This window comes from Leptospira sp. B5-022 (assembly GCF_000347035.1).
Taxonomy (GTDB): Bacteria; Spirochaetota; Leptospiria; order Leptospirales; family Leptospiraceae; genus Leptospira_B; species Leptospira_B cinconiae.
Genome location: NZ_ANIJ01000032.1, coordinates 108,650 through 123,396 on the forward strand (window position 1 = coordinate 108,650; position 14,747 = coordinate 123,396).

Annotated in this window: 9 protein-coding genes; 3 read left to right on the forward strand and 6 right to left on the reverse strand. The window is 41.5% G+C overall.

Annotation, left to right across the window (positions count from 1 at the left end; translation table 11 throughout):
• The first annotated feature begins 22 nt into the window (after window positions 1-22).
• Complete coding sequence (locus LEP1GSC192_RS14305) at window positions 23-1,300, forward strand: adenylate/guanylate cyclase domain-containing protein (protein ID WP_036090400.1); 1,278 nt, start codon at window positions 23-25, stop codon at window positions 1,298-1,300.
• Window positions 1,301-1,305: 5 nt separating this feature from the next.
• Here LEP1GSC192_RS14305 and amt read toward each other — a convergent pair whose 3' ends face one another.
• The 3 genes from amt to LEP1GSC192_RS14320 all read right to left on the reverse strand — a co-directional run bounded on the left by amt (window position 1,306) and on the right by LEP1GSC192_RS14320 (window position 5,734).
• Window positions 1,306-3,579 carry an ammonium transporter gene (amt, locus tag LEP1GSC192_RS14310; RefSeq protein ID WP_020770741.1) on the reverse strand — a complete coding sequence of 758 codons (2,274 nt, stop codon included), beginning with the start codon at window positions 3,577-3,579 and terminating at the stop codon, window positions 1,306-1,308.
• 228 nt (window positions 3,580-3,807) lie between these two features.
• Window positions 3,808-4,143: a DUF962 domain-containing protein gene (locus tag LEP1GSC192_RS14315; protein WP_020770677.1), complete on the reverse strand. Its 336-nt coding sequence runs from the start codon at window positions 4,141-4,143 to the stop codon at window positions 3,808-3,810.
• A gap of 103 nt (window positions 4,144-4,246) precedes the next feature.
• Window positions 4,247-5,734: a deoxyribodipyrimidine photo-lyase gene (locus tag LEP1GSC192_RS14320; RefSeq protein WP_020770715.1), complete on the reverse strand. Its 1,488-nt coding sequence runs from the start codon at window positions 5,732-5,734 to the stop codon at window positions 4,247-4,249.
• Between the two features lie 236 nt (window positions 5,735-5,970).
• Here LEP1GSC192_RS14320 and groES point away from each other — a divergent pair, with 236 nt between their 5' ends.
• Together groES and groL are read left to right on the forward strand one after the other, a co-directional pair.
• Complete coding sequence (gene groES / locus LEP1GSC192_RS14325; RefSeq protein WP_020770638.1) at window positions 5,971-6,258, forward strand: co-chaperone GroES; 288 nt, start codon at window positions 5,971-5,973, stop codon at window positions 6,256-6,258.
• A gap of 18 nt (window positions 6,259-6,276) precedes the next feature.
• On the forward strand, window positions 6,277-7,914 hold the full coding sequence (gene groL / locus LEP1GSC192_RS14330; protein ID WP_020770883.1) for a chaperonin GroEL: 1,638 nt from the start codon (window positions 6,277-6,279) through the stop codon (window positions 7,912-7,914).
• A 54-nt stretch (window positions 7,915-7,968) separates the two neighbouring features.
• Here groL and LEP1GSC192_RS14335 read toward each other — a convergent pair whose 3' ends face one another.
• Genes LEP1GSC192_RS14335 through murJ form a run of 3 tightly spaced genes read right to left on the reverse strand, consistent with a single transcriptional unit; the run spans window position 7,969 to window position 14,742 of the window.
• Window positions 7,969-12,918 carry a hypothetical protein gene (locus tag LEP1GSC192_RS14335; RefSeq protein ID WP_020770738.1) on the reverse strand — a complete coding sequence of 1,650 codons (4,950 nt, stop codon included), beginning with the start codon at window positions 12,916-12,918 and terminating at the stop codon, window positions 7,969-7,971.
• Window positions 12,911-13,132: a DUF167 domain-containing protein gene (locus LEP1GSC192_RS14340; RefSeq protein WP_036090404.1), complete on the reverse strand. Its 222-nt coding sequence runs from the start codon at window positions 13,130-13,132 to the stop codon at window positions 12,911-12,913. The genes LEP1GSC192_RS14335 and LEP1GSC192_RS14340 overlap by 8 nt, the downstream gene beginning before the upstream one ends.
• Window positions 13,133-13,152: 20 nt before the next feature.
• The gene (gene murJ / locus LEP1GSC192_RS14345; RefSeq protein ID WP_020770700.1) at window positions 13,153-14,742 is read right to left on the reverse strand and encodes a murein biosynthesis integral membrane protein MurJ; all 1,590 of its coding nucleotides are present in this window, start codon (window positions 14,740-14,742) and stop codon (window positions 13,153-13,155) included.
• Between the last annotated feature and the right edge of the window lie 5 nt (window positions 14,743-14,747).

Sequence of the window (14,747 nt, forward strand, 5' to 3'; positions counted from 1 at the left end):
GGAAATTACGGACCGGAAAAAAATGGATGATTCCGTTCGAAAAGTTTTGGAAAACGAGGAAACCTTAGGCGCCTATATCTCCAACGTATTTCGGTACGTTCTTCTCGTATTTTTCGCAATCCAGATCGTAGTGAATTGGAAAAACGGAAACTTTTTAGCGAATGGGATCGGATTCGGAGTATATGCAGCGATCACTGTCGCTCATACATACGTGATCCGGACCTGCACTCATTGGGCAATCAAAGGTTTTTCCTATTTGGCGTTAGTTGCGGATTTTATCATTATTACGGCGATATTATTATATTACACTCTTCACCAGGATAAGTTCGATTTGGGTTTCGCATTAAAGAATCCGATGCTGAATTTTTATCTTTTCCCTTTAGCATTTTCTTTGATCCAATTCCGACTCCGATACGTACTTTTAAGTGTGATCTTATTTTATGCTGTCTATTTCGGGATCTTTACTGCTGCGATCCTAACCGATAAAGTTGTTTTCGCCCAAGATTGGGGTGACTATGTGATGGGGCCTAACGTTCTGTTGACGGATATTCTTTTCGGCCGCCCAATTTTGTACATGATCCTGGCATTTTTCTTTTGTTTCGGTATTCTAAGGACACTGATCATGATCCGACGCATCGGAGAAGGAGAAGCGCAACGCTCCTTACTCTCTCGCTACTTCTCTCCCGGAATGGTGGAAGAAATGATGACAAACCCGAACGTCTTGGAAGGAAGAAGACAAACTGCCACCATATTATTTACCGATATCCGAAACTTCACCGCATTATCCGAAAATATGGATCCTTTAGAATTAAGCAGATTCCTTTCTTCCATTAGAGAAACATTAACCGATTGTGTTTTTGAATTCGGTGGAACCTTGGACAAATATATCGGCGACGCGGTTATGGCAACATTCGGAACTCCATATCCTTCTGCAGATCCTGCCTCTGACGCGATCCGCGCTTTACAATGTGGCCAGAAGATGTTGGAAAAATTAGGAGAATTTAATAAGGATAGAGAAACAAAAGGATTAGAACCCGTACGAATAGGGATCGGGATCCATACGGGAGAAGTTTTCTCCGGAAATATAGAAACCAGCAGAAGAGCCGAATTTACGGTTATCGGAGACGCAGTCAACACCGCATCCAGAATAGAATCTCTTACCAAAAATTTCGGAAAAGAACTTTTGGTCTCGGAAGAAACTTGGAAACTTGCAGGAGCAAATTTTATTGGAGAAACACTTCCACCAGTACAGGTCAAAGGAAGAGAAAAATTAGTAACCGTTGTCGCTGTGGGAGCTTGATGTTCCTAACCTACATTAGGTTCTATTTGAAAAATATCCACTACTCGATGCATTCGGATCGTTTGGCCGCTTAACATAAGACTCATCTTTTGTAAATCTTCTAGCAGTGTTCCGATCCGAACTGCACCGTCTTCAATTTCACAGAAAAAGTCCCTCATTCTATTCAGTTCGGAATAACGTTTTTCCATATCTCCAGCCACGGATTCGCTCATATGTGCCACTCCCTGTATGGAGGTTTCCAGATCCTCCGATCTGGAGGAATATTCACGGACGGATTCTAAAGCATCGTTCATAGTTTTTGAAAGTTTCGGGATCTGGATTAAGATCGCTTTAAAGGAATCGACTGTTTCGGATAAAGACTGCAAGGAACCGTTAACCGTTTCCCAAATCTCTTTTAGATATTTATTCGCCTGTTTCGCGTTGGATGCGGTTTTTTCCGAAAGGACCGAAATTTGTTCCGCTACAACTGCAAATCCCTTATCTCCTCCCCTTGCGGATTCAATCGCTGCGTTAATCGATAACATCCCGAGTTGTTCCGCAATTTTTTGGAGAATCCCTACAAGTTCTTCCACCTTCTTAGCGGAACCGTTTAAACCTTGCATACTCTTTACGGTTCTTTCCAAAGTTCTTTCACCGGTAAAGGCAATGGATTGTATGGATTCGCTGATCTGGCCGGAAGTCAGAATATCCGTTTGAAGTTCCTTCATACCTTGGGACATCTCTTCGGACATTCTTCTCATTTCGGAAGATCTACTTCTTTCCTCTCGGACCAGATCTAAAACAGCCTTTAAAGATGATTCCAATAAGTCGGATGTTTCCCGGATCAATATGGTCCTTTCCTTCTGTTTTTCGATCTCTTTAGTGATCATTAAAGTGGAATTTTCCAAAAGTTCCGATTCGTTTTCTATCTTATCCGAGTTTTCCTTTACCACTCCGATGATCTGAGTTAAGCTCAAAAGTAAACGATTGAATAATTCCGCAACTGCTCCCGATTCCACTCCCGGATCTACATCGATTCTTTTTCTCAAGTCCTTTGAATCTGCGACGTACTTCATTGCGTTCATCAAATCCAACCAAACGGTTTTGGCGCCGTGTTCCGATTCGTTTAATCCTCTCTCTTCTTCTTCCGAAGTGACTCGAATCGATATAGTAAATTTCATTAAGAAAAATAAGATCAGCCCCATACTGAAGGACCAAACAGCACAAACCGCCACACCGGTAAGTTGTGCCTGCCATTGGTTCCAACTACGGAGCGCTTCTTCTTGAGCGAATACGCTTACGGCCAGAGTTCCCCAGATCCCTCCGACCCCATGGACCGGGAATGCACTTACAACATCATCCACCTTTAGTATGTTTTCCAAAATCCAAGCGGCTACTTCCACTAGGACGCCTGCGATCAATCCTGTAAGTAAAGAAGCCCCCGGACTCATCACGTCGCAACCGGCAGTAATCGCAACCAATCCCCCAAGAACACCATTAATGGCCCCACTGACATGGGGTACACCTTTTGTGATATAATCGAACAGGATCGCAGCACTACATCCGGAGCAGGCAGCTAAGCTTGTATTAACTATAATTTTCGGAACCTCATCCGTTAGAGAAAGAGTGCTTCCTCCGTTAAATCCGAACCAACCGAACCATAAAATAAAAGTTCCTAAAACGGAAAAAGGTAAATTATGACCGTACAATTCCCTAGGTTTTCCCTCGGAATCGAACCGATCTTTTCTTGGTCCAAGAACGATCACTCCCGCAAGAGCCACCCATGCTCCAACGGAATGTACTACTGAACTTCCCGCAAAATCGTGAAAACCCGATTTAGAAAGCCAACCTCCCCCCCAAGCCCAATGACCAAACACGGGATAAATCAGTAGGGAAACAAAAATGGAACAAACTAAATAGGCTTGGAATCGTATCCTTTCCGCGACTGCACCGGATACGATCGTTGCCGCAGTTCCCATAAAAGTGACTTGAAATAAAAAGAACGCGAATTCTTTTCCCGTATTCAAACCTTCTAAAAAAAATAGATCCTTACCGATCCAACCGTCCAAGCTGGTTCCATACATAAATCCGTAACCGATCAGAAAAAAACAAATGGTTCCGAATACGTAATCGAGTAAATTTTTGATCGCAACATTGATCGAATTTTTAGAACGGACTAATCCGGATTCTAAGAGTAGAAAACCGGCTTGCATAAAAAAGACAAGAGCGGAGGCGAAAATCACCCATAAGATGTCTACATTCTTTGCTAATTCTTTGGCGGCGGGAAGAACGTGATCCAATGAGAGAACCTCTCTTCGTTCTAAGAATGAGCATTTATATCGATTGATCCTGGATTGAGAAAGAAAAAAACGTTAGTCTATAATAATTTATGACGTAGAGTTAATAAACGAACTAGACGTATTTCGGGGTCAGAAGCGAATCCCCCAATTGAGGTAAGAGATGCGAAATCGCAAGTAACGTTTTATCCTTTAAGGAAGGAACTCTTACGACTTCGCATCCGAGTAAAATTATTTTACGCCTGCCTTTTGCAGTTCCTTACCTAATTGCCCTGTGATTGTACAAAAATACATCCTCCAATCACTTACAAAGGATTTGAACGGATACGTAAATGTGGCAGGACGGTTTTTTTCTAGGAAAAAATGCCCTATCCATGCAAAAAAGTATCCGCTAAACAATGCCCCGAGTAAGTACCAAGCGTTTAGATAGAAGATTGCGGAAAGAATAAAGACCAGAGCGCATGAGGTTCCTATAAAATGGAATATCCGGTTCATTTTATTCGAATGTTCCCTCAGATAGAATGGCCAGAATTCCTGTAGGGTTTCATATTTTTTGTTTTCAGTCATCTTTGTCCCTCCGGAACTACATAATACGGCAGTGAAAAAGAATCCGCAACAACTTCTCTTTTATTTACAATAACGTTCGTTATTTAAAAAGTGGGAGATCCGATTACCCATCCAGAGACCGGATATACTCCAAATATGGTTTTAATTTGAATTTTTTAGATGCCGAATCCGAGGACATGCAGCGGATATTTCCAAGCACTGGCCTTTCCGGGAACCAAGGTCTATCGAATGCTCCAAAACACCAAAGAATACCCGTATAAGAATTAGGGTCCCGACCGTCATACGCATATTTATGATTCAAATCTTCTAATATACGAAATGCTTCTTCCGGTGAAGAAGACCATTCTATTACTTTTTTACCCCAAAGCATTCTGAGATAATTTTGGATGGTACCTGTTAAAACTAATTCTTTTTGAGCGGCATTCCAGATCGGGTCATGAGTGATCGCCTTCTCAAATTCTTCCTTGGTATAAATATATTCTCTCTTATCACCTCTATGAGTCTCCAAAGAAAGTTTTGCCCAATCCGGAAGAATGGAGAGGTCTTTTCTGAAACTAGGCTCCTTATAGAACAAAAGATAACCCAATTCTCTCCAAGTGAGGAGTTCATCCAAAAATGAATTTATATTTGGGTTTGGATGAAAAAATCCTTCGTTCTTCCCTCTATAAGAATGATTTAAAGTATCCGGACTCCAATTTACATTAGGATCCGACCCTAAAACCGCAGTGACAATCTCCTCCACTGAGATCATTCCGAAATGTAAGTAAGGCGATAAAGAAGAAGATTTGATCCTTTCCGGGGGTCTTGGCTCACTTCTCTCTTCCGAATAGAAAGGAAGTCCTTCCATAAGGAATTTTTTTAGAAGTTTCAATCCTTCCTTCCTTCCTCCCAACTTACCGGAAACGGGAAGAAGGTCCGGATACCGGGCATTCATTTTCTGCAAATAGGAGGGAATATCCTCTTTCTTCCCTGAAAATAGAAAATTCGGTTTTTTTAAAGTATCAGAACTTGGAATTCGATTCGGATTCGGTTTACGCTCTGATCTATGCACATAAGATTCCACGAACCTGTCATGAAGTTTCGGTCTCAAAACTCTGGCATAACCGAAAGATTTTTCATAAGAAGCCAATGGAGTAATCGAATTGGAATCCACAAGTAAAAGTTTGCAATTTAGGATCTCTCCGATCTTCTCCGCGTGTTCCGGCAGAAAGAAACAAGGGAAATCATCCGTAATCACAATGGATGCTTTTTCTAAAATCCCAGGAACTATCTCGGAAAGAGAATGATCTTTCGTTTCCACAAAAGGCCAATAAGTGAAACCGGCACGGGATGCATCTTCCGCAGTGTCACAAATCCCTTCTAAAAGAAATCGATGGAATCTTGGAGAACTCCACTCGAAATCCATCATGACGGATTCAAAAATGACCAGGGGTTTTTTAAATTTTTTAGCAAGGTGGATGGAATAATCCAAAGAATGATTCCAGGACATTCTTCGATTGGCACGGATCCAATAAAGAATGTATTCTCCTCCTTCTAAAACCGGCTTTTTATTTCCTTCCCGGACCCTGATTAAATTTCTCTCTGAGAACAAATACCTTAATCCTTTCTGAACTCTGTGGTCTCCGTGCGAAACTCTGCAACTTCCAATTCGCTCTTAGACTTCCCCCCGCAGAAAACGGGAAATGAAAAATTCCGGCCTTTAGACGGAATATAGACAATATTTTAGCACTCTTGACCTGAAAGTGCTTGACCGCCTGTCCCTGTTTCGGATTTCCTGGAATTTACATTCAAGCACTCATATAATTCAAGTGCTAAAAGGAGAAAGTCATGGCGATTAAACCGCTAGGTGACCGTGTTTTGGTAGAGCCTAAACAAGACGCTGAAGAAAAGATCGGCAGCATCTTCGTTCCTGATACGGCTAAAGAAAAACCGCAAGAGGGAAAAGTTGTAGAAGTAGGAAGCGGACGTTATGAAGACGGGAAGCTTGTACCTCTAGAAGTTAAACCCGGTGATGTCGTTCTTTACGGCAAATATTCCGGAACTGAAATCAAATCCGAAGGCAAAGAATACTTAATCATTCGCGAAAGCGACATTCTTGCCATCGTGAAAAAGTAATAGGCCGAGGAAAGAAAAATGGCAAAAGTTATCGAGTATGATGAAACAGCTAGACGCAAACTTTTAGAAGGCGTCAACAAACTTGCAAACGCTGTAAAAGTTACCCTAGGTCCTAAGGGAAGAAACGTAGTAATCGACAAAAAATTCGGATCTCCTACAATCACTAAGGACGGGGTTACCGTAGCAAAAGAAATCGAACTAGAAGACGCCATCGAGAACATGGGCGCTCAGATGGTAAAAGAAGTTTCCACAAAGACAAATGACGTTGCTGGAGATGGAACTACCACCGCTACTATTCTCGCTCAATCCATCATTAACGAGGGATTGAAAAACGTTACAGCGGGTGCAAATCCTATGGCACTCAAACACGGGATCGACAAAGCGGTTACCGCAGCTGTAGATAGCATCAAAAAACGTTCCGTAAAGATCGAAAATAAAAAAGACATCGCTAACGTTGCGACTATTTCCGCTAACAACGATAAAGAGATCGGAAATCTGATCGCTGACGCAATGGACAAAGTCGGAAAAGACGGAGTTATCACCGTAGAAGAAGCAAAGTCCATCGAAACTACGTTAGACGTGGTAGAAGGTATGCAATTCGACCGCGGATACGTTTCCCCTTATATGGTAACCGATCCGGAAGCGATGATCGCAACCTTAAGCGACCCTTACATTCTCATCTATGATAAAAAGATCTCCTCTATGAGAGACCTTCTTCCTGTATTGGAAAAAGTAGCTCAAGCCGGAAGGCCTTTAGTTATCATCGCGGAAGAAGTAGAAGGTGAAGCATTAGCTACTATCGTAGTAAACACTCTTCGTAAAACCATCTCCTGCGTGGCTGTTAAAGCTCCTGGATTCGGAGATCGTCGTAAAGCGATGTTGGAAGATATAGCGATCCTTACCGGTGGACAAGTGATTTCCGAAGATCTCGGAATGAAACTGGAAAACGCAACCGTTCAACAACTGGGACGCGCTAAAAAAGTTACCGTAGATAAAGAGAACACCACCATCATCGAAGGACAAGGTGCTTCTAAAGACATCCAAGGCCGTGTAGGTCAGATCAAAAAACAGATCGAAGATACTACTTCCGAGTACGATCGTGAAAAATTACAAGAACGTTTGGCAAAACTTGCCGGAGGAGTTGCGGTAATTCACGTAGGTGCAGCCACAGAAGTGGAAATGAAAGAAAAGAAAACCCGTGTGGAAGACGCTCTTTCCGCTACTCGCGCTGCGGTAGAAGAAGGAATCGTTCCAGGTGGCGGACTCACTCTTCTAAAAGCACAAGAAGCCGTAGGCGCGCTGAAACTCGAAGGAGACGAGGCTACCGGAGCAAAAATTATCTTCCGCGCTTTGGAAGAGCCAATCCGTATGATCACTTCTAATGCCGGCTTGGAAGGATCCGTGATCGTAGAGCATGCAAAAGGTAAAAAAGGAAACGAAGGTTTTAACGCACTTACTATGGTGTGGGAAGACCTACTCCAAGCGGGAGTTGTAGACCCTGCGAAAGTGGTTCGTTCCGCTCTCCAAAATGCGGCTTCTATCGGTTCCATGATCCTGACTACGGAAGTTACGATCACCGACAAACCTGAAAAAGAAGGCGCAATGCCTCCTATGGGTGGAATGGGCGGTATGGGAGGAATGGGCGGCATGATGTAATGCCTGCTCTTCCTTTCGGAAAGTAAAAGGCCGAGGAGTAATCCTCGGCTTTTTTTATAGTTTGATACCGAGGACTCGATCGATCTCTTTTCCATCCTTGGTAATCGTGTGGCTATATAATAAATTTAGAATAGAGTATTTACTATATTTGGTCTTGGTCTCGTATTCCCAGTCCCAGAGAAGGCCTCCCATTATAGGAATTGCCAAAATTCCCATCGCATGCAAGCCGTTCATACTATTCCCATATTGTTTATAGTAAAATAATCCGGGACCTACAAGCATCAGATCTTCTTCTTTGGAAATTTTTTGATTTCTATAATATAAAAGTCCTAATCCGAGCATATCGAATCTTCCGTCCTTTTCAGAAGAGAAATATCCTAAAATCGGCGGGATCAAAGTTGCTGTTCCGGCTGGATCCGAATGATAATAATAGACCGGTAGGAAATTCGCAAGGGTCTCTCCCGGAACCGATTTCCAACGTAACCAAAGGAAATTCGTATCCGAATAATCGGGACGTCTTTCATATCCTCCGAGTAGTCCACCGAAGACCGCTACCTTCGTTCTTTGGTCCTCCAATTCCGTATGGATCAAACCTAAAAAGAAATTTAGATTTCTCCTTTTGTAAGCGGATTCGTAATAAGTATCAAAAACCCCCGCAAATCCCCAACGGGACCAATCCTTATCCTTATAACCGTAGGCCCCTAAGAAGAACCATAATATAGAATCATTCTCTTTCCAAGTAAAAGCAAGTGGAGCCAAGCCAAACGCCGTACGACTCGAATTATTCAGGTAAAAAGCCGGTCCGATTACTAATCTTTCTAAGCCCGAATTTCCGGATTTATAATCGGTAATTAACAAAAAGTTTAAGTGTTTTTCCTTTTTAAAAGGATCGTTCTCCGATTCGAATCTATATACCGGAAAAAGATAAGACTTAAAATAAGAACTAGTCGTTTCTTCTTTTTTTAGATCTTTAACGGTGTGTAACGTATTCGAAAAAAGGAAAAATGCGGTAAAATCCCTCCATTGGTCCACAACCTTCTCCGTGCTACCTTCTTTTGAGGAAACGGTTTCGTATTTGGAATAATCGATCAATTTCAGAAAGGTCACATCCCTTTTGAAATATTCCCGGTTTTCCGAATTCTGTTTTTCGGAAAATGAATATAACATTGGGATCGGCAAAAAGTAAAAGGAAGAACTAGTTTCCAAACCTTTACTCCCGGAAGAAGAAAAGATCCCGATAGGATTTGCGTTGAACGAATTCCAACTTCCTTCTTGGAATTCTGTTCTACCCGAATAATACAAAAGTCCCCAGGTAACTCTTTCTTTATAAAAATTAGGAACGTTTTTTTCCCTATTGGAATAGAAAGGATAAATTGCAAAAGAACTTTCCTGATCGGAACCGGAGCCGTTCAGTATTCCTAGTACATTCCATCCGGAACCGTTCCCTTTGTTATAACCGTAATAAAGGATCGGCACGGTAGTATAAGATTCGACGACCTTCTCCCCTTCCTTCTCCGAACCGGAAAAATAAAAGGGAAATATATGAAAACGATTGGAGACCCTATCTCCATTTCTCTCAGTCGAAGAAGATACCAGACCCAGAAAATTCCCCTTAGAAACGGAAGCGGATGATTCGCTATAATAACCGAGCAAAAAGAATTTACTTTCGGAAAGATTTCTTTTCCAATAAAAACCCGGGATCGGAAGAAAATCCACCTTAGTGGATTGCTCCGAAGTTTCTCCAGCCCCCTTTGATCTATTAGAATAATAGAATGGAGTAAACAATGAAGTCGACTCACCGCCGTTCAATTCTTTCTTACTGGAATATGCCGATAATAAAGTATAAAAGTTGGATTCGTAGGAATCTCCGGATGAGGACTGCACCTTAGAACCGAAACTTAAATAGATCGGTATTAAGAGGTGATAAGACTTTTCTTGGAATAGATCCTGGTTTTGGCTAGACTCCGAACCGGAATGAAACAGAGGCAAAAGTAAAGAATGAAAAGACCTGGTGGTAGTAGTACCTTCCACGATCCGTTTTCTATAATACAAAGGAGAAATCGTGCGAGAATGATCTTTTGATTGGTCGTGTGCGACCAAAGGAAAGATCCGAAATCCCCAGGCATCCGGAGAAAAATATAAACGTGTAAAAGGCCAAAGAACCGAATAATCCCTTACCTCCCCTTGTTTTCCCCTTAGGAAACCTAAAAGAAGATAGGATTCTTGGAAATTTTCCTTTTGTTCCTGCCTTCCATAAAAGGGAAAAAGAACGAAATATGATTCGTCCCCGATCCGACTCCAGAAGAATAACGGAGCCGCATACACTTTATCCGAAGTTTTTTCGGACCAAGAAAACCAACTCAAAGGAAGAAGTCGGAAATGTCGCCTATCGTCTCCCTTCTCATAACTAAAAATCCCAAAGAGAGCGCTGACTCCCCAGAATGACCGGACCTTATCTCTGGTTAATCTATTATATTGACCAAGACCGTCTTTCTGCTGCGAATTATTCTCTTGAACTTGCTCAAGAATGATCTTAGAGGAAGATTCCGCCGGGTGAGTTTCCTTCCAAAATTGTACTTCTTCTTTTCCGACCGACGTTCTGCTAGATATACTGAACAAATTATAGAACAAAGAGATATCCGCGTCTAAATAATAATCCTTTTCATTCGCTCCGATGGATCCGGTCGCGGAACTTGTAAAACTTCCTAAAGTTTTGGAAGAAGAATAAGCTAATTTTAATTCTAAGGACTTATCCGCTTCGTAATAGTTTAACCAAAGAGGAAGGAACATATCCCCTTTGGACCTGGGATTATCCCAATTCCAGTATAATGGAAACCAAGTGGTAAACTCTTCCTTACGGACCTTATCCACATTCGAAAACCATAATAAAGGCCAGATCCACGTATTGTCTTTTTCTGCCGAACGATTCCAATAATGAAAAAGTCCGAAATGAGTATAAATATCTTGATCCTTCCCGAAACGGAAATAAAAAGGCAGGACTAAACGAAAACTATCCCGTTTATAAAAATAGAACGGAAATGCGTAACTATACTTTGCATCTCCCGCCTTATCAAAACCTCTTCCGAAAAGTCCGAGTACATTCCAATAAGAATACTCGTTTGTACTATTGGAAAAATAAAAAGGATAGACCCGTCTTCTGGATTCCTGGTCGGTGTCGTATCGTTCATACAATGTAACTAACGAATATTTTTCGAACTTTGTCTTATATTCTTTTGAATAGGACAGAGGGGTTATGAGTTCCTTGTATTCCGAAGTGTCGTTCCACTGGAAGATCGGCAGAAGTGTGTAACTTTCGGATTTATTTCCCTGCCAAGAATCCCTGTAAAAATACCAGAACGGAAATAGGATCCATCTGTCGAATTGATCTCCGGCCTCGTTCCTCCTGGAATAGAATGGACCTACCCAAGTCCTAGTCTTATTCCAATAAGTGAATAACGGAATGATCCAAGTATATTCATTCCCAGCTTGATTTCCCTTCGCCCATAAAGGAAGAAAGTGAAAATACTCCTGTGATTTATAAAACCAAAGAGGAAAGAAAAATCCGCGCTGAAATTTCCCCTGATCGTTCCAAGAAAGATAAGTATTGATAAAATAATTCTGAGAGGCTTCTTTTTCCTTATGTCGATAAAAAAGAAACCAAGGAAATAGAGTCGTAGTTTTGGAAATATCCGAAGAATAGTAAAAAATCGGAGTCATCACTTTTGACTCATCCGGTTTAAACGAATGATAATAGAGCGGGAAAAACAAAAACTTGGACGATCCTCTCCAATCCTTCGTATAATATAAATTTAAAGCATAAAAGTCCAGATCCGTTGCGGTCCGACTATAGTAGAACGGAGGAATTATACCGAATTTTTCCGTGCCGTTGTCGAAATAAGCGGGAAACAGGTAAAAGTAATCGTTCTTTTTGTGAAACATCAAAGGAAACAAGTAAGAAGAAGAATAATCCCCCTTCTCGTTCGCACTCCAACCGCCGATCAATAATACGTTTGTATCCGATTTCCCTCCTTTCTCCCATTTTCTATTGAATACGATCGGAATATTAGCATTATAATTTTGTAATTCTCCATTATGATAGCTTCGATTTAAGAACAATAGCAGATAATAGGAAAATTTTTCCTCGTTCTTTCCCCCTCCTCCCAATTGAGGGGTTTCTTTCCAAGTCTGACCGAAAAGTGGGGTCAAGAAGGAACCTTCCTCTCCGCCATCCCAAGAATTATAAGAGAACAACGGAAAGACGGTTAAATGAAAATTCTCTTTATCGGAATAAGAATTATAGAGTGTATTATAGAAGAAGATAGGGAAAAAACTAAAATGGAATTTTCTTTTACCGGAACCCCAATACACCAAGGGAAGAATGGAACCGTAAGAAGATTCCCTATCTTCTCCCCAATGAAAGATCAGAAAATGGTTCCAATCGTCATTTAAGTTCCGATTCCGAAAAAATAGAAAGGGAACCGCAAAGTAAAAGGATTCCTCTTTGCCGCTTTCAATCGTTTTACTTCTGCCGAACAAAGGAAAAAAAGAAGGAAAGGATACCCAACTCTCCGAAATTTTTTCTCCCCTTGATTCGTACGAGTTATAATGAAATAAGGAAAAGTTCACACCCGAATCGGACTGAGGCTCCTGAATACGTTGTGCGTAATAGAAGGGAAAAAAATAAGAGCGAAAGGATTCATTTTCCTTTGCGGATAGATGATCGATGAGAGGAAAAAAACTGGTCTGGGTGAACTTAGGATAATTCGTTCGGGTATAAAGAACCAAAATATTCAGGGAATAATGTGGGCCCCAATATTCTTCACTTGCAAAAGGAGGCAGCCTGAACCGATACTTATCCTCTTTATCGCTTCCTAAGATCGGTTTTTTTTCAGCAGTCAATGTGTCGAAGTAATCGACTGCGCCCAACTCCCAGGAATGAAAACAAACTAGAAGAACGGAAATTAAGAATGAAATTTGCCTAAGTTTCGATAAATTCCTAATCATAAACTTCCAGAAGTTTTAACTTACTCTTTTCTCCCTTTAGAATTTTTACCTTAGAAGGAGCTAGTCCAAATTCTTCCGCGACAGCTCGGACCACAGCATCATTCGCCTTACCTTCGATGGCAGGCTCTTTGACTGCGATGACCCAAACACCGTCTTCCCCTTTCGTTACGGACGGTTTTTTAGAATTCGGTTTTACCCTGATCTGAATTTTCACCGCGGATCTTCCGGGCAAAATTACTTCTTACGAAATATTTTTCCAGCTATTAACCGTATCTCTTCCAGGCCCAAAAGCAGACTGATCGAGAAAAAAATTGCCATTCCAGGAAATATTGCGGCGCAGAGGGAGACCCGAGAGGAATTCGCATAACTTAAGCCCTTTTCCGCTAAATAGTCTAGGGCCCTAGGATGTATCATTTCTTTGTAAAAGAATAAAAATACAGCCATGCCTAAAAGTGGTAGGATCAATTTTGCGATTTTAGAAAGAAATCCTTCCCAAGGAAAAGCGACATCATGCTTTTTCAGGTTACTAGAAAGCACGGTCCAAGTTACGACGGTAGATACGGCGGAAGATAATGCGATTGCGGAATGTTTTAATAAAAAAATGAGGGAAAAGTTCAAGATCAGGTTCAGAACAAATGTAAATGCTTGGACTCGCAACGGAGTTTTAGTATCTTGAAAGGCATAATAAGTGGAGATCAAAACCTTATTCATGCTGTAGAAAGGTACAGCTAAGGAATAAAAGATCAAAGGTAAGATCGTAGTTTCCGTCGCGATATGATCCCATCTCCCCCCGTAATATATGGAATCCAAGATAGGACCGGCCAAAATCCCGATTCCAAGAGCTGCCGGTGCGGTCAAAAATCCCGCAAATCCTAAAACTCCCAACATTTCCTTAGGGACCTCGGAATGTTTATCCTCTTTCAAGGAAGAAAGTAATGAAGGCAAAGTTGTGGTCGCAAGCGCGACTCCAATGATCCCGGTAGGAAGTTGCACTAGCCTTTGTGCATAATCCAAACTAACTACGGCTCCTAAACCGGGGTTCGTATTCTGCACATAGTTAGCTAAAAATATATCCACCAAAAGCCCGAGTTGGTAAAAACCGCCTCCGACAGCGGCAGGTAACATCAGTTTAAATATTTTTAAAATAGCGGGATGTTTATAATTCCAGGAAAAAATCGGGCCTTCTCCGTTTTTGGAAACGTACCAAGCCTGAACACTTAACTGTATGATCCCACCTCCCACGATCGCAAAACATAAAACTCTTACTTTGGTCAAAAGTTCCCATTCTACAAAAGGAAAAATTCCCAAAAATACGGTGAGATAACTTAAGTTCAGAATGATAGGAGAAAGAGAAGGAACGAAAAATCGATTTTTGACGTTGGAGATCGCCATATAGATCGAAGAGAGACTTGCCGTAACGATTAAGAAAAATAGAATATAGGTAAGCTCTACCACAAGACCCGAATATTCGGGAGATCCCCCTACCAGGATGGGAAGAGCAAAGGGAGAAAATGTAAAAACGATTACTACAATACTTAATAGGATTACAAAAAGAAAACTTAATACGGCCCCGCTCATCTTACGAGCAGCCATTACTCCTTCCTTCTCCGCATCGGAATACAACGGCATAAATGATTGAGAAAGAGTTCCTTCCGCCAATAAATTACGGAACATATTCGGCAATCTATAAGCGACTGAAAATGCGGAGGCCACCGTACCTGTCCCGAAAGACACGGCCATAAAATGGTCTCGGAACACTCCTAAAATTCTGGAAACGAGGGTGTAAAAGGAAAGAGCAAAACTTCTTCTGGCTGCTTGGGACAAGAGAT

Coding starts and splice junctions, on each gene's coding strand:
- LEP1GSC192_RS14335 (WP_020770738.1), bottom strand. CDS start 12,918: ATGATTAGGAATTTATCGAAACTTAGGCAAATTTCATTCTTAATTTCC.
- LEP1GSC192_RS14305 (WP_036090400.1), top strand. CDS start 23: ATGGATGATTCCGTTCGAAAAGTTTTGGAAAACGAGGAAACCTTAGGC.
- groL (WP_020770883.1), top strand. CDS start 6,277: ATGGCAAAAGTTATCGAGTATGATGAAACAGCTAGACGCAAACTTTTA.
- groES (WP_020770638.1), top strand. CDS start 5,971: ATGGCGATTAAACCGCTAGGTGACCGTGTTTTGGTAGAGCCTAAACAA.
- LEP1GSC192_RS14315 (WP_020770677.1), bottom strand. CDS start 4,143: ATGACTGAAAACAAAAAATATGAAACCCTACAGGAATTCTGGCCATTC.